The sequence below is a fragment of the Pseudogracilibacillus sp. SO30301A genome, from assembly GCF_037072025.1.
In the GTDB taxonomy this organism is placed as follows: Bacteria; Bacillota; Bacilli; order Bacillales; family Amphibacillaceae; genus Pseudogracilibacillus.
On sequence record NZ_JAXHDD010000041.1, the window covers coordinates 1 to 23,177 of the forward strand.

Below are 23,177 nucleotides of genomic sequence, written 5' to 3' on the forward strand. Positions count from 1 at the left end.
TCTTCGAAGAATAGGCTCATCTTTGGATAAATCGGCACATTCTTCGAAGAATAGGCACATCTTCGGATAAAACGGCACATTCTTCGAAGAATAGGCTCATCTTTGGATAAATCGGCACATTCTTTGAAGATTTGGCTCATCTTCGGATAAAACGGCACATTCTTCAAAGGAATAGGCACATCCTTTGCGTGGTTAAATCCTGAATTAGCTGGTTAACCGCCATCTTCGTGGTTAATTCTGAATTTGCGTGGTTAAATAGCGTTCAACGTGGTTAAATCCTGAATTAGCTGGTTAACCGCCGGCTTCGTGGTTAAATCTCGAATTGCGTGGTTAAATAGCGTTCAACGTGGTTAAATCGTGAATTAGCTGGTTAATCGCCGACTGACCTGTGTGTTTATTTCAAGAATCTTGTGGTAAATGTTGAACCATAGTGTTTAAATCTAAAGCTTGTTGAATCATCCAAAATAAAAAACTGTCTTTTTGCGAAAAGACAGTTTTTCTCTCTTACTCCATATCTACTTTTATGGTCCAATTAAACGGATCTTCCACTTTTCCGTACTGAATACCTGTTAAAGTATCATACAATTTTCTAGCAATTTTTCCGGTTTTGCCATCATTAATGGTGTAATCTTTTTCTTCCCACGTCAGCTGACCAATCGGAGAAATGACAGCTGCGGTACCTGTTCCAAATGCTTCTTCTAATGTCCCGTTTTCATGTGCTTCAGCAATTTCCCTCATCGCAATTCTTCTTTCAACAATTGGAATATCCCAAGACTTTAGTAATTGAATGACAGAATCACGAGTTACCCCATCTAAAATACTACCATTTAATTTAGGAGTAATAATTTCTCCATTAATTTTGAAGAAAACGTTCATGCTTCCGACTTCTTCAATGTATTTTTTCTCTACACCGTCAAGCCATAAAACTTGTGCAAATCCATCTTTTTCAACAATTTCTTGAGCCATTAAGCTTGCAGCATAGTTTCCGGCAGTTTTAGCTTCGCCTGTTCCACCTAATACAGCACGCACATATTTATTTTCCACTGCGATTTTTACTGGATTAATTCCTTCTTTATAATAAGCACCAACTGGAGATAAGATGATCATAAATTTATATTGTTTGGAAGGAGCAACACCTAGATACGGTTCTGTAGCTATGATGAAAGGACGGATATATAATGAGGTCCCTTCTTCAGTCGGAATCCAGTCTTTTTCAATTGTTAGTAGCTTTTTTAAAGCTTCTAGTGCTAACTCTTCATCGATGTGTGGAATACATAGTCTGTCGTTTGAGTGATTCAGTCGTGTAAAGTTTTTCTCCGGTCGAAATAATTGAACATCGCCATTTGCTGTAACATAAGCTTTTAATCCTTCAAAAACGGTTTGCCCATAATGAAAAGTGATCGCAGCTGGGTTAAGTGTCAAATTTTGATAAGGTACGATTTGTGGATCATGCCAGCCTTTTTCTTCTGTATAATCCATGCTAAACATATGGTCAGTAAACACACGACCGAATTCTAAGTTTTTCCAATCTGGTTTTGGCTTGTGATTTTTTGTATATTCCACATTGATAGTCTGTACTTTCATAGTTCTATCTCCCTTAAGTGATAATATGAACGAAATTACTTCTATTATAACGTATATCGAAATAAATTTGTTTATTAGTTATATAAAACTTAGAAATATTCGTTCAAAATATTGAATGAAAATAAAATTACTGCTATTTGAAACTTATATGAATTATTTAGTTTAAATACATTGTTGCGTAACACGAAAACCAATAATGAATATGTTAAACTAATTCATGTAGGAGGTCTATAAAATGAAATTGACAGACTTAAAAACGATGGATGAAAGATTGGATTTACTAGATCAAACAGCAGCGAACTTTTTAGATCGTGCAAGAAAATATGACGAAGCAGGCTCTTTTCCATTTGAAAATTTTGCAGAGCTTAAAAAAATCAATTATTCTGCACTCGCAGTACCGAAAGAATATGGTGGGTTAGGGATCTCTTTATATGAAATGTTAAAAATGCAGGAGACGATTGCACAATATGATGGATCAACAGCGCTATCGATCGGTTGGCATATGGGTATCACAAAACATACTGGTGAAACAAATGCTTGGGATCGTGCAACGTACGAAGCTTTTGCAAAAGATGTCTTGGAGAAAGGTACATTATTAAATAATGCTGCGACAGAACCTGCAACAGGAAGCCCGACTCGAGGAGGAAGACCGGAAACGGTTGCGAAAGAAATAGAAAACGGTTGGATTATTAATGGACGAAAGTCATTTACTACACTTGCTCCAATTTTAGACTATATTTCGGTAAGTGCATCGATTGATGGAACGGATAAGGTAGGTAGTTTTCTCGTCCGGCGTGAGCTAGAAGGTGTTGAGGTGGAAGAAACATGGGATTCGATCGCAATGAAAGCAACAGGAAGCCATGATTTAGTCCTTAACGATGTGAAACTAAACAAGCAAGATTTGTTAATGTATATTACACCTGGAGATAAAGCGGCGCAAGGTTGGCTACTTCATATCCCGGCATGTTATCTAGGGATTGCAAAAGCTGCCCAAAAATATGCGATTGATTTTGCAACTTCTTATTCCCCATCGAGCATTAAAGGAACGATTTCTGAAATACCAGCAGTTAGACAGAAAATTGGTGAGATGGAACTTCGCGTATTAGAGTCAAGTACATTTTTATATTCAATCGCTAAAAAATGGGATAAAGGTGATGAAGAAACTAGAAATGCAATGAAAGCAGAGCTTGGTGCAGTAAAATTATCTGTTGTTAATAAAGCATTAGAAATTGTCGATCTTGCTATGCGTATTGTTGGCGCAAGAAGTTTATCTGCTAAATGTCCGCTTCAACGCTATTATCGGGATGTAAGAGCTGGTTTGCATAATCCACCAATGGACGATATGACAATTATGGGGCTTGCTGGTTCGTCTATTCAAAAACATACTTGACATTTTTTCCTAATAGGATAATTTAAATATAAGAGGATGTTCAAAAAGTCCGGTAAAAATGACAGTGCGAATTTCTTTGTTGGCTTGTTTCTCCGCTCCTTGAAAAAGGAAAGCACTTTTTCTGCGTGCAGGAACGTTTCCTTGGAAAAGAAGAACACTTTTCCTGCGTGCCAGATCTTTGCTCATGTATCTAAATGTAGCAGGGCTCTTCCGTTAAAACCGCCCATGTCCTGTGGGCAACACGGAAGTCATCACATCCTGTGAAAGTCCGCTGCTCGAAACTGCGCCGCTTCGAACTTCTTGGTCTTTTTATCCTCCTTTTTGAACATGCACTATAAGTGAAATTTTAGGAGGGCTTGTATGCAAATGTTTGAGCAATCTGATGCGATTAAACGGCTTCCAGAACAGTTTTTTGCTAGACTTGGAAAGAGAGTACAAGAATTAGTGAACAAAGGGTATGATGTGATTAATTTAGGTCAAGGTAATCCCGATTTACCGACTGCTGATCATATTGTAAAAGCCCTTCAAAAAGCAGGGGAAAACCCAATAAACCATAAATATTCTCCATTTCAAGGGTTTCCGTATTTTAGAAAAGCAGTTGCGGATTTTTATAAACGGGAATATAATGTAGATCTTGATCCAAATGAGGAAGTCGCATTAATGTTTGGTTCCAAAATTGGTCTATTCGAAGTGAGCCAATGTTTACTGAATCCAGGAGACGTAACATTATTACCAAATCCCGGTTATCCAGATTATTTATCTGGTGTCGCATTAGCAAATGCCAAACATGAATTCATGCCACTTTTAGCTGAGAATGGATTTTTACCAAATTATAGCGAAATTTCTGAGGAAGTTTTAGAAGAAGCGAAATTGATGTTTTTAAATTATCCGAATAACCCTACGGCAGGAGTTGCGACACGAGAATTTTTTGATGAAACGGTAGCGGTTGCAAAAAAGCATAATATTTGCGTCGTTCATGATTTTGCCTATGGGGCGATTGGTTTTGATGGAGTCAAACAACCTAGTTTTCTTGCATCAAAAGGAGCAAAAGATATTGGGATTGAAATGTATACACTCTCAAAAACATATAATATGGCCGGCTGGCGTGTGGCGTTTGCTGTAGGAAATGCATCGGTCATTAATACAATAAATTTATTGCAAGACCACTTGTTTACTAGTTTATTTGGAGCAATCCAAGAAGCGGCTACAGCAGCAATTTCTGGGGATCTTACTTTTATCGATGAATTAGTAGAAACGTATGAAAGAAGAAGAAATGTTCTAGTAGAGAGCCTACATAAAATCGGCTGGAAAGTGGAAGCACCTAAAGGAACATTTTTTGCATGGTTTAAAGTACCTGAAGGCTATACCTCTGCTGAGTTTGCTGACTTGTTGCTGGAAAAAGCTCATGTCGTTGTTGCATCCGGAAATGGGTTTGGTACGTTAGGAGAAGGATATATCCGAATTGGACTGCTTGATTCTGAAGATCGTCTCAGGGAAGCGGCTGAACGGATTGGTAAGCTAGGGTTATTTTAAAATAATAAAATGTTTGACTTCGACAACACTAGTAATATAATCGCTAAAGAATTCCAAGGCTTTGGAAAACCAGAGTGGATGGAGTAAAAGCAAGGAAGAACCGGATAAAACAATTTCCCGGTTCTTTTTTTGATTTCATCATTTAATAAGTACTTCCTCTTGAACGGAGCGCATGATACACGTGTGATGCATGTTTTCCTATGCACGTACAGGCGCAATCACTGCAAAAATATATAAAATAAATTGATTGAATTTTAAAAATAATACTACTATAATGAATGCAAGAAAGGTGGCGGAATTGATATGGCGAAAGACTTACGGATAAATAGTAATGCGTTTGATGGGACAATGAGATCCCCTAATCGTGCAATGCTTCGGGCTGTCGGTTTTACGGACGAGGATTTTAAAAAGCCGATGGTTGGAATTGCAAGTACTTGGAGTGAAGTTACACCTTGTAATGTACATATTCATGATTTAGCCGAAAGAGCCAAAGAAGGTGCTCGTGAAGCTGGTGGAGCACCGATGATCTTCAATACAATTACAGTTTCTGATGGTATTTCCATGGGGACAGAAGGGATGCGTTATTCGTTACCGAGCCGTGACCTTATCGCTGATTCCATTGAAACAGTTGTTGGTGCGGAAAGCTTGGATGCGCTTGTAGCAATCGGTGGTTGTGATAAAAATATGCCTGGTTGTATGATTGCGATTGCGAATTCTGAAGTACCGTCTGTGTTTGTATATGGTGGAACGATTCGTCCCGGAAAATTAGACGGGGAAGATATTGATTTAGTATCCGTTTTTGAAGGAGTGGGCCAACATAATCAAGGGGATATCGATGATAAACAATTAAATCGCATCGAATGTCACGCATGCCCTGGTGCTGGGTCTTGTGGTGGAATGTACACGGCTAACACGATGGCTTCAGCGATTGAAGCAATGGGAATGAGCTTACCAGGAAATGCTGCAAAACCAGCTACTTCTGAAGAAAAAGCCAAAGAGTGTGAGGAAGCGGGTCGTGCCGTGTACCATTTGCTTGAAAAAGACATCTATCCAAAAGATATAATGACAAAAGAAGCTTTTGAAAATGCAATCACTGTTGTCATGGCACTTGGTGGATCCACGAATGCGATTCTTCATTTATTATCGATGGCCCATGCGATTGATGTAGATTTAACGATCGATGACTTTAATCGTGTTCAGAAAAAAGTTCCTCATATTGCTGATTTAAAACCGTCGGGTAAATATGTCATGGAAGATCTATATAAAGCCGGTGGTGTACAAGCTGTTATGAAACTGTTATACGAAAATGGTTACTTGAACGGTGACTGCTTAACGGTAACAGGAAAAACATTAGCTGAAAACTTAAAAGACGCTCCGGATCTCGTAGAAGGGCAAAAAGTAATTACATCACTTGACGAGCCGAAACGTAAAGACGGTCCGCTTATTGTACTAAAGGGTAATTTATCTCCAACGGGTGCAGTTGCAAAACTTTCTGGTGTAAAAGTAACACACCATGAAGGTCCAGCACGTGTATTTAATACAGAGCGTGAAGCAACAGAAGCAGTTTTAAACGATGAAATTAAGGAAGGAGACGTACTTATCATTCGGTACGTAGGACCTAAAGGTGGACCGGGAATGCCGGAGATGCTATCGATTTCAAGTATTTTAGTCGGAAAAGGCCTAGGGGAATCAGTTGCCCTGTTAACCGATGGACGTTTCTCTGGAGGAACACATGGACTGGTCGTTGGACATATTACTCCAGAAGCACAATCAGGCGGGCCAATCGCACTGCTTAAAGAAGGAGATATTGTTACAATTGATGCTGATAAACAAGAAATTTCCGTCGCTGTATCTGATGAAGAGTTAGCGAAGCGCCGTGGTTCTTGGGAAGCACCACCACTTTATTCTAAAGGCGTCTTAGGGAAATATGCACATAATGTATCTTGTGCATCACTCGGTGCAGTAACAGATCGATTTGATGAACGTTAATTTGAGGGTAGATAGTGGGAAGATGTGCTATTTAGATATCAAAAAATCCGGACAGTTTAAGGTTCGGATTTTTTTGTTTGAGTTTTCCAAACTATTAATTTCCATAAATTGTTTAGTAACTGTCAGCTCACAAATATCTAATGAAAGTTGCACTATAACGATCCCTGGCTTCCTCGGAGTCATCTGTGTTCCATATCCAGTAAAACTCTTCTTTGAGTTCATAGGCATCATTTAAGGTAGGGATATTACCTAACAAAAGTTTCCAAAAGGAATGAATCTCGTTCTTTCAGGTCATGTTTACGTTTGAGAAGGATATTTCTCTCACGCATTAGAGCACGTCTTTCTTTTCAGTCATATTTGCTTTAAGTGACTTTTTAACGTTGTCTAATCTTTGTTTCCATACGAATCTCTCCTTCAATAAATATTGTATAAAAATTATTTCACTTCAGAAACTATGATTCCATTAAACTTTTTTTTAGTTTTGCACGTGATGCATTCGAATATCGAATTTAATCTTACTAGTGTTTGACCTAACAAACCACCAAACAGTCCGAGTTATAAGTTAAATGTTTTTAACTATTGAAAAGGTAATTCCACTATATATTCGGAGCCCCGAAATATAAAAAAAGAGAAACAGCGATTTAACTGTTCCCCTCATTTATTTAGAAATTTCTCGGCATTAAAAGAGAGATATGTCAAAGTGCCGGGAAATATCCAATCTAATTTATTATTTACCTAGCCCATCAGAAATAATATCGATATTGTAATTTAAATATTTAATATACGTATCTACTTCATCTCCAGGATTACCGATTTCATCTGAGTAAATTGGTTTTTCATAAATCTCCACACCTGACTCTTTAGAGACAGTTTCCATTGGACGAGGATCTACGTTTGATTCAAGAAATAATATAGGTACATTATGTTCTTCAATGAAATTAAGTAATGATTTGATTTGTTCCGGCGAACCATTTTCTTCAGTGTCGACTTTCCATATACACGCTTCTCCCATATCATAGCGATCAAGCATATATTGGAATGCACACTCACTCGTTACTAATATTTTATTTTCTTCTGGAAGTTCGCCCAAACGTTTTGCATAATCTTGTTCAATTTCTTTTAAGCGATCTAGATAATCAGTCGCTCTTTCTTCATAGTAATCTTTATTATCAGGATCCACCTCAATAAACGCATCACGCATGTCTTCCACCATATGAATTCCTACTACCGGATCAATAAATGAATGTGGATTTATTTCCTCTTCTTTTGTTGCTTCATCTTGGAGATACATTGGCTCAATACGTTCGGTTAAGCTAAATACTTTGGATTCATCTTGACCAACGGAATCAATCATTTTAAAAAACCAGCCATCTTCTCCGCCTTCTAAATTCACTCCGTTGTAAAATAAAATATCTGCATCAGTAGCTTTTTTAATATCTTCAGGAAGTGGTTCATATTCGTGTGGATCCGTTCCAGAAGGTACTAAGTTATGAACCTCAACTTTATCACCACCAACTTCTCGAACCATATCGCTAATAATAGTAAATGATGAAACTACTTGTAATTTATCACCATCCTCCTTTGAATCGGTTTCTGTTGATCCCGTGTCGTTCCCCGCTGTACTTTGATCGTCTGGCACGGAATCGTTACCTCCACATGCGGCAAGTATTATTAGAACGAAACTAACCGCAAAAATTAATTTGAAAATCTTCTTCATTATTCCTATACTCTCCTTTTTTATATAAAAATGTTTATTTTTAACTTTTCCCTAACAAGATGTCGATGCTTACTCTCCCATTGCTGTTTTACGTCTATTACTTTGAAGCATCCGCCAAAATACTCCTTGCTTTGGTGAAAAGAGAAATACAAAGCCAAAAATTACTGTTGTTACTAGTACGATGATCGGACCTGAAGGCAAGTTATAAACAAAACTAAAATATAGACCAATAATGGATGAAGCTGCCCCGAAAAACGCCGCTAAAAATATCATCGTTGATAAACGGTTCGTTAGTAAATATGCTGTAGAAGCTGGTGTAATTAACATAGCAACTACTAGAACAACTCCTACAGTCTGTAAGGAGGCAACAGTTACTAAAGTTAATAAAACCATAATTCCATAATGAATAAAGCGCACTTTTAAACCATAGGCAGCAGCCATAGTTTCATCAAAACTTGATACAAGCAACTCTTTATAAAATAGGAAAACTGCAAGTAATACAATCGCTCCAACTACTAACGTAATTACCATGTCCGATGTTCGGACCGATAAGACATTTCCAAACAATATTTGTGTTAAATCAGTTGCACTTTGTGCGGCGGTAATTAACACGATACCTAAAGCAAACATTGCGGAAAAAACAAGCCCAATCGATGAATCATTTTTAATTCGACTATTTTGACTAATAACCCCAATACCTAACGCGGTAAGTATTCCGGTCACAACTGCACCATAAAAATAATTAATACCGAGCATATACGAAATAGCTACACCTGGGAGCACCGCGTGAGAAATCGCATCCCCCATTAATGCCATTCCCCGTAAAACAATAAAACTACCTATAACTCCACAAATAATACCAACCATGATCGATGTGACTAATGCTTTTTGTAAAAATTCATATGTCATTAAATCTTGAAAGAATTCCACTATACACCGACCTCCATACTTTCAGACAATGTGAATGTCATATTAAAGCATTTTTGTACACTTTCTGGCTGGAATACTTGTTTAACTGGGCCGGCGCCGTATAATTGTTTATTAATCATAATGACATCATCAAAATAGCTTTTAACTTTAGACAAATCGTGATGGACGACAAAAATAGTTTTGCCAGCATCTCGTAAACTTTTTAAAATTTTAATAATCACTTCTTCACTAGCAACATCAATTCCTACAAATGGTTCGTCTAAGAAAAAGAAATCCGCGTTTTGGGCTAATGCACGAGCAAGAAAGACACGTTGTTGTTGTCCACCTGAAAGTTCTGCAATTTGCCTGTTGCTGAAATCTTGCATGCCAACTTTTTCCAAGCAATGAGCTGTTAACTCTTTTTCCTTTTTTTTCGGTCGCTTAAAGAGTCCGAGGTTTGGAAATGTTCCAAGTAGGACCGTATCCTTTACAATGATTGGAAAATCCCAGTCAATATTATTGCGCTGAGGAACATAAGCAATTTTTTTTTGGACATTTTTTAGCGATTCGCCACAAATCTCTACCGTCCCACTATTTTTGGGAATCAATCCAAGAACTGCTTTCATTAACGTTGACTTTCCCGCGCCATTTGGACCAATAATCCCAATTAAATTCCCGGTTTCAAATGAAAAAGATATATCTTTAACAACTTCATTTCCATAGTAGGATACACTTAAGTTATTTACTTCTACTGTACGCTTCATTTTTTCACCTTCTCACAAATGTTCTGCAAACTATATATATTCACCTTACACTAAAGTTTTCACCTAGTGCAACATTTACTAAATATATAGTAATATATTTTTAATCAAAAGTAAACAGTTATACTTATTTAAAATAATTCAGAAAAAATAAAAAATAAAATCTTACATAAGTATATGTTAGATTTCAAATATTGTTTCAGCGTTCACAAGTCTGTTATTTTAAAACATGATCTAGAAGTTCACTCTCTATAGTGAGTTTGGTTAAACAAAAAAAGTCGCTGAACAGGACATTAGCTGTTCAGCGACTTGAAAAATCTTTTTAAGGGTCATATGGATTAATATGTACAAGCACGTCTTCAACTTCATTATGTTTATCAAGTAGAGATTGTTTCGCATCACGTGCAATGGTATGTCCTTGTTCTACTGTAATAGTAGGATCGACACTTAATCGCATATCGATAACGACGTAACTTCCGTGAGTTCTAGCCAAAATTTGATCAACGCGGAGTACGCCATCGACGGCATATACCGTCTCCTTATATTTTTTCACATCTTCTTTAGGAAGCACTTTTTCTAAAATAACAGTTGAAGAACCTTTGATTAGTTGATAACCAACTTTTACTACGACAACGGATACGATGATTCCGGCGACTGCATCTCCATAAATTAAAAAGGGGAGAGCAAGTTTTTCACCTAAAATAGCGAGCCCAACACCAGCTAAAGCCGCAAGAGATGAAAAGGAATCAGAACGATGGTGCCATGCTTCGCTAATAAGCGCGGTACTTTGGTACTTTTTACCAAGAAAAAGTTTATAATAAAATAAAATTTCCTTTATTACAATTGATACAATTAAAATAATAAGTGCAAGTGTTCCTGGTGCTTCTGGAAGTTCGCCAAAAATTACTTTGATGGAAGACACACTGATCTCAATTCCAACAATAATAAGGAGCAATGCTACAATGATAGAAGCAATATTCTCCGCTTTCCCATGTCCATAAGGATGTTCTTCGTCTGGAGGCTTGTTAGCAATTTTCACAGCAAAAAGAATAACAACCGAGCCAACTATATCGGATGCTGAATGTAGTGCGTCTGCTAGAAGCGCCCGACTTCCTGATAATATGCCCCCAATACTTTTTAAGATTGTTAAAAGAAGATTTACAATAATTCCAATCCAGGTAGCAACAATGATAGGACGTGTATTTTTACGCATAATATGTCAACCCTTTCTGTCCATTCACATTCTATCGTAACAGGTGAATACTGTGTGGGTCTATAGCAATGATGTTTTGTCAAGAAACATCAAAAGTGATGAGCAAATCTGTTTCCTTAAGTAAAATTCATTAACATTTAGTTTGAGTCAAATTTATTCCCTTCATACAGGAAGGGAAACGTGTAAATTTTGATTAGTCCTGTTAGACTAATAGATAATGAATAAATAAGGAGGTTAACGACATGAAACTTCTTACGTTTAAAAAAGAAAATACATATGCGCTCGGTGTAAAGATGGATGAAGGTATTATTGATGTTAAAAAAGCTGTAGAATTATTTCCGGAAAACGGTGTAGCTACAGATATGATGGAACTGATCGAAGGTGGAGATGAAGCGGTAAGACGTTTAAAACAATTCGTTAAATCTCTCGATTATAAGGGAGCAGGGTTTGCAAAAAAAGAAGATGAAATTAAATGGGGACCAGCTGTTACAAGGCCGAGTAAAATTATTTGTGTTGGCTTAAATTATAAAAAGCATGCCGATGAAACGAAATCGAAGTATCCAGAAGAGCCAATTTTATTTAATAAATTTGATAACGCTTTAACAGGGCATTTAACAGAAATTGAAGTACCGAGAACGACAGAGCGCCTTGATCATGAAGTGGAACTGGGAATAGTAATTGGGAAGACAGGGAAATTTATTAATGAAGAAAATGCATTAGATTTTGTCCTTGGCTATTGTACAACAAATGATTTATCTGCTCGTGATATCCAAAAACGATCGCCACAATGGATGCTTGGAAAAACGAATGATGGATTTGCTCCAGTAGGACCTTATTTAGTAACAAAAAGCGAAGTTGAAAACCCGAATTCGTTACAGTTAACGACAACAGTGAACGGAGAAGTTCGCCAAAATTCCAATACTGCTGATATGATTTTTAGCTGTGAACAACTAATTAGTTATATTTCAAACTATATGACATTAAAACCAGGAGATCTCATTATGACTGGAACGCCAGAGGGTGTAATTTTAGGAAGACCGATAGAAGAACGTGTTTATTTACAACCTGGAGATACTGTTACGGTGGAGGTAGAAAAGTTAGGAGCATTAACGAATACGTTTGTTGAAGATAAGGGATAAAAAGGAAAAAAGTTGGAGCGAAAGTGCTTCAGTTCTAAAAAAATCCGAACTATAATTCAAATTTTTTCAATTAAAGTTTGTATTAGTTCGGATTTTTCTAATGACTGCTTTTGTATACCTTATCCATAAACTGATCAGTAAAGTTCGAATAGCAATGGTCCTACCGCTACGAAAATACACTGCGCGCATGCGACTGTTGAAGTTGTGGTTGAAGGACTAAAAGGTAATTCTGATACATCAAAGATAAAGAATCAATTGTACAAGTAGCATCTATTTCTTCAGGTGATGAACAAGTTGGACAACTTATTGCTAAAGCAGTGGAGCGAGCTAGTAACGGGTGTTATGTTACAATCGAAGAATCAAAAGGACTTGCAACGGAACTAGTAGTAGAAGGTATGAAATTTGATCGTGGATATGCTTCCCCTTACATGGTTATAGACCTAGATAAAATGGAAGCAGTTTTAGAAGAACCATACATTTTAATCACGGACAAAAAGATCTCCAACATCCAAGAAGTTTTACCAGTGCTTGAAGCGGTTGTTCAAGAAGGTAAATCTATCTAGATTATTGTTAAGGGAGAAGCGTTTGCAACTCTAATTGTAAACAAATTACGTGGAACATTTAATGCAGTTGCTGTTAAAGCTCTTGGATTCAGTGATCGCCGAAAAGCAATGTTAGAAGATATTGCAATTTTAACTAGCGGAGAAATAATTACAGAAGATTCAGGATTAAACCTAAAATCTACTGAAATTACTCAACTTGGATGCGCAGCCAAAGTTGTTTGTAATAAAAACACGACAATCGTTGAAGGAGCTGGAAATCCTGATTCTATTTCTGCTAGCGTGAACCAAATCCGTGCAGAAGCAGAAGAGTCAACTTCTGAATTCGATAAGGAAAAATTACAAGAGCATCTAGCTAAACTTTCAGGCGGTTTTGCGGTTGGTAAAGTAGAGACAGCTACGGAAACTGAACTTAGAGAGCGTAAACTATGCATGGAAGACGTACTAAACTCTACACGTGTAGCAGTTGAAGAAGGGATCGTGTTTGGTGGAAATGCTGCATTAATTAATGTTTACAATAAAGTTACAGAATTAACACTTGAAGATGATGGAGCAACTTAGCAAACATCATACTATGTGCGTTAGAAAAGCCAGTTCGTCAAATTGCTGAAAACCGCCGGTCTTGAAGATTCAATCGTTGTTGAACGTCTAAAAGGTGGAATAGTAGGCATCGGATTTGACGCTATATAATAAAAACAAAACCTAGGACATAAAGAGAGAAAAATTCACCCAAAAATGCGTTTTTTTTGTTTTTTATGAAATAGAAGAAAATAGATTGTTAATTTCATATTTTTTGCTATGATGGAAATAAAATCAAAATTATAAAAGGGGAGAATTGATAATGAAAAATTTTAAGTTACTTAGTACGGTAATAATTTTGGCGTTGATTTTAACTAACATTAGCACTCTACCCGCAGGAGTAAAAGCTTACGCTGAACAGCAAGACGAAGTAGAAACAAAGGTGGAAAAGCAAAAGGAAGATATACATTCATTCACTATGAATGATCCTGAATTATATCAAGAAGCTAAAGATTTGGGGCTTACAGATGAAGAGATAATAAAAATGGATAAAGAGATTGAAAGTATTTTAGAAGGAAATCATTTACAAAACCCAGTAGCAGTAGTTGTTGGAGTTGTTGTCGGTATAATTGGAATCGGAACAGCTAATTATTCAATGGGAAAATATGCAGCTAAACAAGTGCATAAAAGAGGAATTCTATCTGTATCAACATATAAAAAATATCGTTGGCAATTCAGAGCAGCATTACCTCCTGCTATTGGTGTACCAGCAACACTCGGTTTTGATGATTATTTTTATGGGATTTAAATAAATGATGTATACAGTAATATTGTATTTAACATTAGCTGGTTTGTTATTCACGATTGTAGAGGTATCCAAAATAAAAAAGGAGAATATAAAATTAAGAGAAGAAATTGAGAAACTTAAAAGAGGAAAGAAATAGATACGTATTCATTTTCATACACGTCATAATAAGTTTTTATCACATTTCTATTATACTTTAAAGACATTGGTAAAAAACATCTTTATTATTGTGATTTTGAAGGTTAGATCCCCCGCCTTCAAGACTTTCCTCATGTGCAGAAGTCTCCGTGTGTTTCCTTTGCTGGGGTGTGCATAGTAACAGTTCTGCACAGTTTGATCCAACAATCATATTGGTTGATTGTAGCTGGAAGGCAGTAGACTCCACGTGTCTGAAGCCTCTTTCGGCTCCGAAAGAGGCTGAAGCCGTGCCCTAGCCGTGTCCGCGGAAAGCGACTGCCTGGAGGCGGAAATTAACAGCGCTGTTACTAGGTTTTTAATTTTTCATTACTCAACAGTATCTTTAACTACATATTTAGATTAGATCCATCGATTGAACATCACAACTTCCAATCCTTTTATCGTCCGATTTTAGAATAAGATGTTTAGTTGTTTTCCAACTATTATTATCTTTTAAATAGAAGAACTTACTGCTAGGAACATGAATGCTACAAATGCAATGATTACAAACAATTGTAATAGAATTCCAATTATGCTACAAATAAGCCCAGCAAGTGCTATTCCACTTCCTTTTTCTTGAGACACATTTAAGGCTTTTTTTGCTTTTACATAAAAGACGATTCCAATGATTCCGAGAATAAGTCCAAGCCATGGAATAACGAGCGATAAAATTCCTAACACTAATGCGATGATGGCACTACTATTTGTTTGTTCAGTATCCAAAAATATTCCTCCTTATTTTTACCTATTTAACTGTATCATATTACTTTTAAAAATAAAATATTTTTTCTCCCTATAAAGTCACGGATAGAAGGTCCGATGCTTCAATTAGCTTCCCGTGTTATAATGACAATCACTGTGCAATCTGGGGGAATCAGGAATGAAGAGATTAATTATTTTTGTTATAAGTATCATTTACCTATCCGGATGTATGTCAATGGCAGAGAAAGTTCTTACGGATAATGTTGAAATAGAAAAAGAGGAAACTGTAACCTTGGATCCTACTGATATAAATGCATGGGATCTAGAAGCAATAGGTGAATTGGATAGAGATGAGCTTGAAGAGTTTTACGAAAAGGCTGCAAAACAAGGATTACTGGATATTCCGACTAAAAAAATTGATAGCCAATACAATGAAGATGGAAATTATAAATATCATCATACAGAGAAAGAAATTGTCGAAGAATATATGGACGAAAGTGGACGAATATATTTTGATTTTGATGATTACCCGATTCGAAGCATTGAAAGTATGGATGGAAATATAAATTACATTATGAATTATAGCGATGCTTTTATTGATACGCTTGAAGGAGAAGCTTTTATCATTCCTGAAGATCATATTGAAACAGCTTATGAATTTTTTATATCGAATCAACCAAAAGAACTGGAAGGAACAGATCCATCGGAATACCGAACATGGGAAGAAGCGACAAATTTAGAACGAAGTATTATTCAAATTACCGAATTAAGCGGCCCTTTGTTAAATGACTTAGGATTAATGATAGAAAATGATCTTTATTCAGGTACGGGATTTGATAAAATCTTGGAGGAGTTTGAAAAAATAGGCAGTCCAACGAATGTCATCCCAGCACCACAAACATTTTCTGATAGCGTATTATATGAAAATATGCAATTGATTCATCAGTTATGGGGACAGTTAGGTACTTTTGAGAATCCAGAACAACAAAAAGACGACTTTGACGAGCTTTATTTAGAATTACGACAGGACATGAATAATATTATCGTCCGTGTAAATTATACACTAAGTGAAGAAAATTAACCTTTAGTGATTGATAAGTTGAAATTGATAACTACGCTGATTAATTGACTTTGTAAAGATTCAATTGTAAACTATAGGTTGAGAAAAATATATAGACGGATGACATGAGGTGACGAAATGATACAGGCAACATTAACAATCGGCGCTGTTTTAACAGTAGCATTACTTATTATAAGTTTTATTCTTGTAAAAGCAACACCAAAGAAAAGTTATGCTACATACTTCCCGGGACTCATTTTCTTTGCAGCTGGTCTTATTTTATTATTATTTGCTACGATCTTAGACCGAATTTGGATTATGGGTACAGGCCTTGGTGGTTTGGGAATTGCTTGTTTATTCGCAGCTGGAATCAGCTTGATGGTAACAGCAGTAATGGATTCGCACAGACAAACTGCATAAATGCAATGATAAAGCTTGTAGAGACTACAAGCTTTTTATTTTTGGGAAAATTGATTACGAATTCACGTGGGTAGCTCAAGTTGAGGATGGAACACCTCATGCTAAGGAATTGCATCACTTCTTAGATGGAGCGTTTTGAATAAAAAAAGACTCCTAATCAGAAGTCTTCTACTTTACTAAATATGTTTTTCCATCACGTTGTTCGATTTTTCGTTCTTTCATAAGTCGACCGAGTGCTCGCTTAAAGGCAGATTTACTCATCCCAAACGTAGCACGAATCTTTTCTGGTTCACTTCGGTCATCATAAGGCATGCTTCCATCATCTGTTTTTTCTAAAAAGGTTAGAATTTTTTCAGCATCATCATCCATGCGTTCATGTTTCAGTGGCAATAAGGAGATGTTCAGTGTGCCGTCTTCTTTTACCTCGATCACGCGACCGGTAACTTCTTCACCAAGGCGCGGTTCCTTCTCACGTTCGGTGTGATGGATAAAACCACGGTAATTTTCTTCGGTAATAATGACAGTTCCTTCTCGGTCAACCCGAATTGTACGGCCAACAATTGTTTCATTTAACTCCACTTCGGATGCGAATCCGTAAAGCTCATTAAAATATTTCTCCGTAGCAGGGACTGCTAATAAGCGGCCTTTTTTATCGGTGTTTAATGTTACATAAAGTTTATCTCCTGGAACCGGCCATACCTTTGGATATAACGGCAATTCATCCATGGAGACGAGTACTTCTTCGGTCATTCCGATATCAACAAACACTCCGAGATTTGGAATAACGTCTTTCACTTCTGCTAATTCGTAACTGCCAATGACCATCTTAGGCAGTTGCATCGTTGCCACCATTTTCCCTTGTCGGTCGTTATATAAAAACACATCAATAAATGTACCAATTTCTAAATTCCCATCCGTATATTCTTGAGGCAAAAATGCTTGTCCTCCCGTTTTTTTGACAATAAACCCTTCATCGGTTTTTCGATCAGTTTTCATTGTATGTATTGTTCCAACTTCTAACATGATAAAACCTACTTTCTTTATATTGGAAAAGGGATACCCTATATTAAGAGTACCCCTTTATTTCATAAAGTAACACATTAGTTTTTTATTTTTTCTAATCCTGATCATTAATCAGGTGGGAAATCTCTAATGCAAATTTCACTTTAACCGCGGTCTTTCTCCCACTGGTGTTTTCTAACTTAAGCAACGTAAGCCCTACCTTCTCTTACGTCCTTGCAGGCCCTAGCCTGCGCCAGTGTGAATAAGCATACTCAAAAACAAAAGTAGAATGCCAGTTCACAAATGGTTACTTCAACTACCTATATTCTCACAGATCACAACTTTTGTCAAATCTTGCTAAAATAAAGACCTCTCTTTACGATTTTTTGCGTAAAAATGAGTCGCGACAAATCCAAGTGCAATCAATAACGTAGCAAGAATTCCTCCTTCGAGTCCAAACGATCCGCCTGTTAAAAAGTCACTCCCGCCCGATACATCGACACCGTACATCCCGTAAGGAGCTGTTCCACTTACAGGAAAGCCAAAAACATTCCCTTGGAAAAAATTCCACGTAATATGGTAGCCGATCGGAAGTAATAAACTTCTCGTTACATCAAACATATACGCAAACAAAATACCAACGAGGGCGATATTAATTAAGCCGAAAATACTTACATTTGGGTTTGTGCCGTGAACAATACTAAATACAAGTGCGGAAACGACGTAAATGACCCACTTGGTATTCCCGCGCTCCGCCATTGTTTTCATCACATAGCCTCTAAAAAACATTTCTTCAAAAAATCCGACGAGAATAAATAAAATAAGATAAGTGAATGTGAACAAAGTAATTTGCGGACTTAATAAACTATTTAGTAACGTAATATTTCCGGTAGCAAGTAAAACAAAAAAGATGACCGTAATGGATGCTGCTCCTAAGATAAGTCCGAAACCCAAATCTTTCCCTTGTCCGCGCAGTCCCAACTCAGCTGGATACTTTTTATTAATGGCTCGCCATACAACTAAGGTCGCTGCTATGCCGCCGATAGTTCCCGCCCCTTGTGTCAGTAAAATCATCCACGGATTACTCATCGAACTTCCATCCGCTTCCATTGAAATTTCACCTGACGAGATTTCGATGATGGATACAAGCGTAACTCCTGGAAGCATAAAAATTCCTTGTCCAATTAGAACGATTACTAGAGCTATGAAAATGAGCCAACCTGAACGAACTTGATTCTGTTTATTTGTAAACAAAAAACCACTCCTATTCTAGCTATTTTTCCTTAAAAAACGCAGTCGATATATGGATAGAAAACGTTAATAAAATTGCCGTTCCTATTAATAATGTTACATACGGGAAGAATGGCAAATATTTTTCCGCAAGCATGACAAATCCTGGATCAAGATCATTAAAATAAAATGATTCAGTCATTCCTAGTACTTTTACTAGTGCATCAACTGTAAAAAACGATCCTATTCCAAACAAAGTTAACATGATACCCATTGCTGTTTGAGCTGACTGAAACTTGAAGAAAACGGGTATACATAAGGCAATTATAATGCAACCAATACAAAATAGTACAATAATATCGCGAAAGCTGTACATATAATGTGTCTTCGAATATAGGCTTGAGAAAAGTGCCATTACACCAGTCTGCATCAGTAAAATGAGAATAATTAATAAAACAGAATAAAGATAGCGAGCCAAAACGATTGACTTCATTTTAACGGGTAAACTTTTCAAAAAAAGATTCACGTTATTTTTATCATCATATAAAAAAATGGAGCCGAAGAACCCAAAGAAAGTAATAATAAACATAAATGTCGGTGGAAGAGTAACGACATATGTCAGCCCAATAAATAGAACAATTCCAACATAGGCAAACCAACTATTGGTGAGAAAATCTTTTTTAATAAGTGTGAGCATCTAATAAATCCTCCTTCCATTTAAGTTATGTCCTTCTTCAAAAATATGAAAGAAGAAAGTAAATAAGAACCATATAAAACGCTTGCTGAAATAAGAAGCAATGTAATTACCGGCTGTAGGTCTATCATGTCAAATATAAAAAACAAGAAGGGATCAAAAATTTCATATGGGCTTATGAAAATAAATGCAAAAGCGAGAGCTCCGAAAACAATAAGAATGGCATGGGCAACAACACTGTTCCAAATCGACTGGAGTAAATAATAAATAGGGATTGATGCTGCGATAGCAATACACATTCCCGTAAAGATGAATAAAAAAGTAATCAAGGACACGGGTCTAAAAATAAGTCGCTCTACAATGATAAATAAGGTGCATCCCGTCAGAATAAATAGATATCTTGCTAAAACGATATGATTTTTTTTAACAGGTAAACTAACAATATACCAAATAACATGGTCTTTATGGTCATAATAAAATGTGTATGCTATAAACATCACGAAAAATAGAATATAGGTAGAAAGCGGTAAAATTGGTAGTGGTAAGATATTAATAAGGAAAGAAAATAATAGTAACATCCCTATTAACGCTCGATGTTCGAGATAATCCAGTTTGATTAACTGCCACATTTACTTTCCCCCTTTCACAATAAAATACATGATATCTTCTAGACTTGCTTTTTCAATAATAAGTTCGCTTTCAAAATCTGAAAATAATGTCGGATCCCCTTCGAATAAAGCAGTAAAACCAATCTCTGATTCTTTTATTCCAGTAAATATCGTGCGAGTATCAGCATCTAATAACTCATGTTTTCCTTTTACTATATGAAAATGTTCATGGATTGCTTCGCTCGATTGCTGGAGTACAATTTCTCCTTCATTAATAAAAACGATATAATCGGCGATTTTATCTAAATCAGTCGTTATATGGGTCGATAAGAATATTGTCTGACTTTCCCGAACCATTAGCTTTTGCAGTAACTCTAGTAATTCCTGGCGAAATATCGGGTCAAGTCCAGCACTCGGTTCATCTAGAACAAGAAATTCCGGTTCATGTGCTAATGCAAATAGGAGAGAACATTTCATTTTCATCCCTTTGGAGAACTGCTTAATTTTTTTCGTACTTGGCAGTTCGAATTGATCGAGATATTTTTGAAAAAGCTCTTCATTCCAATTATCATACAATGGCGCGATGAAAGATTTCATTTTTTTAATTGTCATTTCTTCATACATATATAAATCGTCATACACAAAACCAATATTTTGCTTTGATTGTTCGTTTTTATGTGGTGAACCAAAAATGAAAATATCTCCTTCGTCGATTTGTAAAATGTCTATCATCATTTGAATCGTTGTTGTTTTCCCGCTGCCATTTGGTCCGATAAAACCTGTAATGAATCCTTTAGGAATGGCAAAATTGAGTTGCCGCACAGAAAAGTTTTTTCGTTGTTTGGATACATTTTCAAATTCCACAACATTCACGGTATCAATCCTCCTCATAATAAACTTCCAGTAATTCGATAAGTTCTTCTTTAGACAGACCGATCTGCTTTCCAGATCGGACGATTTTTTCCAATTCATTTTCTAATTCGCGCATTTGCCATTCTTTAAGTACATGCGGTTGTTGTCCGGCAACGAATGTACCACGCCCAACCGTTGACACAACATATCCTTCTCGTTCGAGTTCTTCATACGCACGTTTTGTTGTAATAACACTTACTTTTAAGTCTTTAGCTAATGCTCTCATCGAGGGAAGTGCATCGCCTTCTTCCAATTTCCCTATAAATATTTGCTGGATAATTTGTTCTTTAATTTGTTGAAATAGCGGCTCTTTACTACTTGTAGCTAGTATAATATCCACAAATGAACTCACTCCTAATTAATGTATATATACATTATATACAATGTTAACACTTGAGATTCAAAAATACAAATCCTTTTGGGGAAATATGATAAACTTAAATTTAAATACGAAGGAGGTATGGTAGGATGGATCTGTTGTTAAAAGGGAAAACAGTTATTGTAACAGGTGCGAGCCAAGGACTTGGTAAAGCAATCGCCATGGAATATGCGGCTGAAGGGGCGCATGTATATATAAGTAGCCGTAGTGAAGAAAAGTTACAGGCGGCAGTGGAGGAAATTCGTAATAAAACTAGAAATAACGAAGTGAACTATACGGTTTGCGATATGAAAAATGATGCCCAAATTCAGACGCTCGTTCAGAAAGTTGTTGAAAAATACGGGACTGTTGATGTACTCGTGAATAATGCAGGTGGCCCACCAGCGGGGAAATTTATGGATATGAGTGATGATGAATGGTTTAATGCTTTTGAACAAAATTTACTTAGCGTCGTTCGGGCAACGAAAAAAGTGATTCCCTATATGAAACAACAGGAAGCAGGTCGTATCGTTACTATTACTTCTTCATCGATTAAACAATCAATAGATAATTTGATTTTATCGAATACGATGCGTCCCGGAGTATTTGGACTGACTAAAAGTTTGTCTCAAGAATTTGCAGCGGAAAATATTTTAGTTAATACAGTCGGCCCCGGAAAAATTGCAACAGACCGAATGATGCAGTTGAACGAAACGACTGCAAAATTGGAAGGGATATCGTTGGAAGAAGTGGAGAAAGCTTCTGTTGCAGATATTCCGATGGGACGTTACGGAAGACCAGACGAGTTTGCAAAAACGGTAGTGTTTTTAGGGTCATTCGCAAATACGTATGTAACAGGTCAAGCAGTAATTGTGGACGGTGCGTCTGTTAAAGCATTGTAAATTAGTAATGAAAGTTGCCCAAGTTGAGGTAGTGTTGCTCAAGTTTGGGTGAAAGTTGCCAAGTTGTGGATGAAATTGTTCGAGTTGGGATGAAATTTGCACAAGTCTCATAAAGATCACATATTAAAATGCTGAAGCTGTCGGTGAATAACCGGCAGCTTCATTCTTAAAACACATTAAATACGCCTATACAGATTAAAAGGAGTGGTGGTAAATAGGTGAGTTTTGCCATTGTTTTGTTTTGGGATAGCAAAAATCCTATTTTTATTCCGGAAAATACAAATACTCCACTCATTGTTGCAATTAATATAGAGGTAAGAATTGGCGAGTATCCAAGCATTGCAGCACCGATCCCTGCGCCAAATGCATCTAGAGCAAGGGCTGTTCCAAGAACGAGCGCTTCTCCGACGGATATCGACCCAGATCGATCTTTATCTGCGCGATGTGGGTCAGAGACAACCGACTTAAAATGATTAAACCGTGATTCTGTATTCTCCTCCTCGTAATTTTCTATTCCATTCTCTTTCACTTGTTCAATGTTATTGGAACGGATTATTGAGAATAAAACAAATATTCCGAGTGCAATCAAAATAACACTTCCTAATACACTCGTGATTTCTGGAGAAATAAACGTTCGTAAAAAATTACCGATTAGCATCGACGTGATCACAATAACTCCTGAACAGATCATAATCACGAGTAAGGCAGCGAAGGAAATCCGAATTTTTCGCATTCCATACGTAATTCCTACACCAAATCCATCAAGGCTTACCGCGATGACGATAGAAATCAAATTCATATAATAAATCATCTTATTCATTCCCTTGCCTGAATGAGAAATTCTTGATGTAGGGTTATGTTATGTGAAAATAGGTTAAAATGTGTCGTATGTAAACTGGCTAACTCCGTGTCATATGGGCATTTGTCTCGGTTTGAATTTGGTGCCGAAGACAGCCTTTGAAAAAAACGGTTGCTGTTAGAGTTTCATTTTCA

Annotated in this window: 22 protein-coding genes and 2 pseudogenes; 10 read left to right on the plus strand and 14 right to left on the minus strand. The window is 36.6% G+C overall.

Translation table 11 applies throughout. The features are described from left to right. Positions 1 to 504 precede the first annotated feature (504 nt). The gene (locus SPD89_RS16370) at positions 505 to 1,584 is read right to left on the minus strand and encodes a branched-chain amino acid aminotransferase (protein WP_336263024.1); all 1,080 of its coding nucleotides are present in this window, start codon (positions 1,582 to 1,584) and stop codon (positions 505 to 507) included. 235 nt (positions 1,585 to 1,819) lie between these two features. On the opposite strand from SPD89_RS16370, the gene SPD89_RS16375 reads away from it, so the two are divergent. The 3 genes from SPD89_RS16375 (at position 1,820) to ilvD (ending at position 6,496) form a co-directional block, all read left to right on the plus strand. Next, positions 1,820 to 2,974 (plus strand): acyl-CoA dehydrogenase family protein, encoded by a 1,155-nt coding sequence (locus tag SPD89_RS16375; protein ID WP_336263025.1) that lies wholly within the window; start codon positions 1,820 to 1,822, stop codon positions 2,972 to 2,974. A 360-nt stretch (positions 2,975 to 3,334) separates the two neighbouring features. After that, entirely contained in the window at positions 3,335 to 4,507 is a 1,173-nt protein-coding gene (locus tag SPD89_RS16380) for a pyridoxal phosphate-dependent aminotransferase (RefSeq protein WP_336263026.1), read from the plus strand. A gap of 303 nt (positions 4,508 to 4,810) precedes the next feature. Further along, positions 4,811 to 6,496 (plus strand): dihydroxy-acid dehydratase, encoded by a 1,686-nt coding sequence (gene ilvD / locus SPD89_RS16385; RefSeq protein ID WP_336263027.1) that lies wholly within the window; start codon positions 4,811 to 4,813, stop codon positions 6,494 to 6,496. A 154-nt stretch (positions 6,497 to 6,650) separates the two neighbouring features. Here the strand turns inward: ilvD and SPD89_RS16390 are convergent. The 5 genes and pseudogenes from SPD89_RS16390 to SPD89_RS16410 all read right to left on the minus strand — a co-directional run. Next, positions 6,651 to 6,890, minus strand: a pseudogene (locus tag SPD89_RS16390) (transposase); the annotation flags it as partial. A gap of 333 nt (positions 6,891 to 7,223) precedes the next feature. Then, a complete protein-coding gene (locus tag SPD89_RS16395; RefSeq protein ID WP_336263028.1) occupies positions 7,224 to 8,213 on the minus strand; it encodes a metal ABC transporter solute-binding protein, Zn/Mn family in 990 nt (329 codons plus the stop codon). Between the two features lie 69 nt (positions 8,214 to 8,282). Next, complete coding sequence (locus SPD89_RS16400) at positions 8,283 to 9,122, minus strand: metal ABC transporter permease (protein WP_336263058.1); 840 nt, start codon at positions 9,120 to 9,122, stop codon at positions 8,283 to 8,285. A 20-nt stretch (positions 9,123 to 9,142) separates the two neighbouring features. Beyond that, on the minus strand, positions 9,143 to 9,886 hold the full coding sequence (locus tag SPD89_RS16405; RefSeq protein ID WP_336263029.1) for a metal ABC transporter ATP-binding protein: 744 nt from the start codon (positions 9,884 to 9,886) through the stop codon (positions 9,143 to 9,145). Between the two features lie 319 nt (positions 9,887 to 10,205). Next, positions 10,206 to 11,096 carry a cation diffusion facilitator family transporter gene (locus tag SPD89_RS16410; RefSeq protein ID WP_336263030.1) on the minus strand — a complete coding sequence of 297 codons (891 nt, stop codon included), beginning with the start codon at positions 11,094 to 11,096 and terminating at the stop codon, positions 10,206 to 10,208. Positions 11,097 to 11,338: 242 nt separating this feature from the next. Here SPD89_RS16410 and SPD89_RS16415 point away from each other — a divergent pair, with 242 nt between their 5' ends. From SPD89_RS16415 to SPD89_RS16430, 4 genes and pseudogenes are all read left to right on the plus strand, one after another. Further along, a complete protein-coding gene (locus SPD89_RS16415; RefSeq protein ID WP_336263031.1) occupies positions 11,339 to 12,235 on the plus strand; it encodes a fumarylacetoacetate hydrolase family protein in 897 nt (298 codons plus the stop codon). Between the two features lie 236 nt (positions 12,236 to 12,471). Further along, positions 12,472 to 13,479, plus strand: a pseudogene (groEL, locus tag SPD89_RS16420) (chaperonin GroEL); the annotation flags it as partial. Positions 13,480 to 13,636: 157 nt separating this feature from the next. Beyond that, on the plus strand, positions 13,637 to 14,122 hold the full coding sequence (locus SPD89_RS16425; RefSeq protein WP_336263032.1) for a hypothetical protein: 486 nt from the start codon (positions 13,637 to 13,639) through the stop codon (positions 14,120 to 14,122). A gap of 4 nt (positions 14,123 to 14,126) precedes the next feature. Beyond that, positions 14,127 to 14,258, plus strand: a complete 132-nt coding sequence (locus SPD89_RS16430) for a hypothetical protein (protein WP_336263033.1) — start codon at positions 14,127 to 14,129, stop codon at positions 14,256 to 14,258. A gap of 491 nt (positions 14,259 to 14,749) precedes the next feature. On the opposite strand, the gene SPD89_RS16435 is transcribed toward SPD89_RS16430, so the two are convergent. Then, positions 14,750 to 15,019, minus strand: a complete 270-nt coding sequence (locus SPD89_RS16435) for a DUF4190 domain-containing protein (protein WP_336263034.1) — start codon at positions 15,017 to 15,019, stop codon at positions 14,750 to 14,752. A gap of 157 nt (positions 15,020 to 15,176) precedes the next feature. On the opposite strand from SPD89_RS16435, the gene SPD89_RS16440 reads away from it, so the two are divergent. Continuing rightward, positions 15,177 to 16,079 (plus strand): hypothetical protein, encoded by a 903-nt coding sequence (locus SPD89_RS16440; protein ID WP_336263035.1) that lies wholly within the window; start codon positions 15,177 to 15,179, stop codon positions 16,077 to 16,079. Between the two features lie 117 nt (positions 16,080 to 16,196). Then, on the plus strand, positions 16,197 to 16,478 hold the full coding sequence (locus SPD89_RS16445; protein ID WP_336263036.1) for a hypothetical protein: 282 nt from the start codon (positions 16,197 to 16,199) through the stop codon (positions 16,476 to 16,478). 168 nt (positions 16,479 to 16,646) lie between these two features. Here the strand turns inward: SPD89_RS16445 and SPD89_RS16450 are convergent, their stop codons facing one another. The 6 genes from SPD89_RS16450 to SPD89_RS16475 all read right to left on the minus strand — a co-directional run bounded on the left by SPD89_RS16450 (position 16,647) and on the right by SPD89_RS16475 (position 21,264). After that, positions 16,647 to 17,501, minus strand: coding sequence for a CvfB family protein (locus SPD89_RS16450; RefSeq protein ID WP_336263037.1), 855 nt, complete (start codon positions 17,499 to 17,501; stop codon positions 16,647 to 16,649). Positions 17,502 to 17,837: 336 nt separating this feature from the next. Next, positions 17,838 to 18,734: a CPBP family intramembrane glutamic endopeptidase gene (locus tag SPD89_RS16455; RefSeq protein ID WP_336263038.1), complete on the minus strand. Its 897-nt coding sequence runs from the start codon at positions 18,732 to 18,734 to the stop codon at positions 17,838 to 17,840. A 19-nt stretch (positions 18,735 to 18,753) separates the two neighbouring features. Further along, positions 18,754 to 19,407 (minus strand): ABC-2 transporter permease, encoded by a 654-nt coding sequence (locus SPD89_RS16460; RefSeq protein ID WP_336263039.1) that lies wholly within the window; start codon positions 19,405 to 19,407, stop codon positions 18,754 to 18,756. Between the two features lie 20 nt (positions 19,408 to 19,427). Beyond that, positions 19,428 to 20,033, minus strand: a complete 606-nt coding sequence (locus SPD89_RS16465) for an ABC-2 transporter permease (protein WP_336263040.1) — start codon at positions 20,031 to 20,033, stop codon at positions 19,428 to 19,430. Continuing rightward, a complete protein-coding gene (locus tag SPD89_RS16470) occupies positions 20,034 to 20,885 on the minus strand; it encodes an ABC transporter ATP-binding protein (protein WP_336263041.1) in 852 nt (283 codons plus the stop codon). A 4-nt stretch (positions 20,886 to 20,889) separates the two neighbouring features. Then, positions 20,890 to 21,264, minus strand: a complete 375-nt coding sequence (locus SPD89_RS16475; protein ID WP_336263042.1) for a GntR family transcriptional regulator — start codon at positions 21,262 to 21,264, stop codon at positions 20,890 to 20,892. 128 nt (positions 21,265 to 21,392) lie between these two features. On the opposite strand from SPD89_RS16475, the gene SPD89_RS16480 reads away from it, so the two are divergent. After that, positions 21,393 to 22,184: an SDR family oxidoreductase gene (locus SPD89_RS16480; RefSeq protein WP_336263043.1), complete on the plus strand. Its 792-nt coding sequence runs from the start codon at positions 21,393 to 21,395 to the stop codon at positions 22,182 to 22,184. Positions 22,185 to 22,350: 166 nt separating this feature from the next. Here SPD89_RS16480 and ytaF read toward each other — a convergent pair whose 3' ends face one another. Then, positions 22,351 to 22,995 carry a sporulation membrane protein YtaF gene (gene ytaF, locus SPD89_RS16485; protein ID WP_336263044.1) on the minus strand — a complete coding sequence of 215 codons (645 nt, stop codon included), beginning with the start codon at positions 22,993 to 22,995 and terminating at the stop codon, positions 22,351 to 22,353. Between the last annotated feature and the right edge of the window lie 182 nt (positions 22,996 to 23,177).

Excerpts from the sequence above, each read along its gene's own strand:
- SPD89_RS16370 (WP_336263024.1), bottom strand. The coding sequence starts at position 1,584 with ATGAAAGTACAGACTATCAATGTGGAATATACAAAAAATCACAAGCCA.
- SPD89_RS16375 (WP_336263025.1), top strand. The coding sequence starts at position 1,820 with ATGAAATTGACAGACTTAAAAACGATGGATGAAAGATTGGATTTACTA.
- SPD89_RS16380 (WP_336263026.1), top strand. The coding sequence starts at position 3,335 with ATGCAAATGTTTGAGCAATCTGATGCGATTAAACGGCTTCCAGAACAG.
- ilvD (WP_336263027.1), top strand. The coding sequence starts at position 4,811 with ATGGCGAAAGACTTACGGATAAATAGTAATGCGTTTGATGGGACAATG.
- SPD89_RS16395 (WP_336263028.1), bottom strand. The coding sequence starts at position 8,213 with ATGAAGAAGATTTTCAAATTAATTTTTGCGGTTAGTTTCGTTCTAATA.
- SPD89_RS16400 (WP_336263058.1), bottom strand. The coding sequence starts at position 9,122 with ATGACATATGAATTTTTACAAAAAGCATTAGTCACATCGATCATGGTT.
- SPD89_RS16405 (WP_336263029.1), bottom strand. The coding sequence starts at position 9,886 with ATGAAGCGTACAGTAGAAGTAAATAACTTAAGTGTATCCTACTATGGA.
- SPD89_RS16410 (WP_336263030.1), bottom strand. The coding sequence starts at position 11,096 with ATGCGTAAAAATACACGTCCTATCATTGTTGCTACCTGGATTGGAATT.
- SPD89_RS16415 (WP_336263031.1), top strand. The coding sequence starts at position 11,339 with ATGAAACTTCTTACGTTTAAAAAAGAAAATACATATGCGCTCGGTGTA.
- SPD89_RS16425 (WP_336263032.1), top strand. The coding sequence starts at position 13,637 with ATGAAAAATTTTAAGTTACTTAGTACGGTAATAATTTTGGCGTTGATT.
- SPD89_RS16430 (WP_336263033.1), top strand. The coding sequence starts at position 14,127 with ATGATGTATACAGTAATATTGTATTTAACATTAGCTGGTTTGTTATTC.
- SPD89_RS16440 (WP_336263035.1), top strand. The coding sequence starts at position 15,177 with ATGAAGAGATTAATTATTTTTGTTATAAGTATCATTTACCTATCCGGA.
- SPD89_RS16445 (WP_336263036.1), top strand. The coding sequence starts at position 16,197 with ATGATACAGGCAACATTAACAATCGGCGCTGTTTTAACAGTAGCATTA.
- SPD89_RS16450 (WP_336263037.1), bottom strand. The coding sequence starts at position 17,501 with ATGTTAGAAGTTGGAACAATACATACAATGAAAACTGATCGAAAAACC.
- SPD89_RS16460 (WP_336263039.1), bottom strand. The coding sequence starts at position 19,407 with ATGCTCACACTTATTAAAAAAGATTTTCTCACCAATAGTTGGTTTGCC.
- SPD89_RS16465 (WP_336263040.1), bottom strand. The coding sequence starts at position 20,033 with ATGTGGCAGTTAATCAAACTGGATTATCTCGAACATCGAGCGTTAATA.
- SPD89_RS16480 (WP_336263043.1), top strand. The coding sequence starts at position 21,393 with ATGGATCTGTTGTTAAAAGGGAAAACAGTTATTGTAACAGGTGCGAGC.
- ytaF (WP_336263044.1), bottom strand. The coding sequence starts at position 22,995 with ATGATTTATTATATGAATTTGATTTCTATCGTCATCGCGGTAAGCCTT.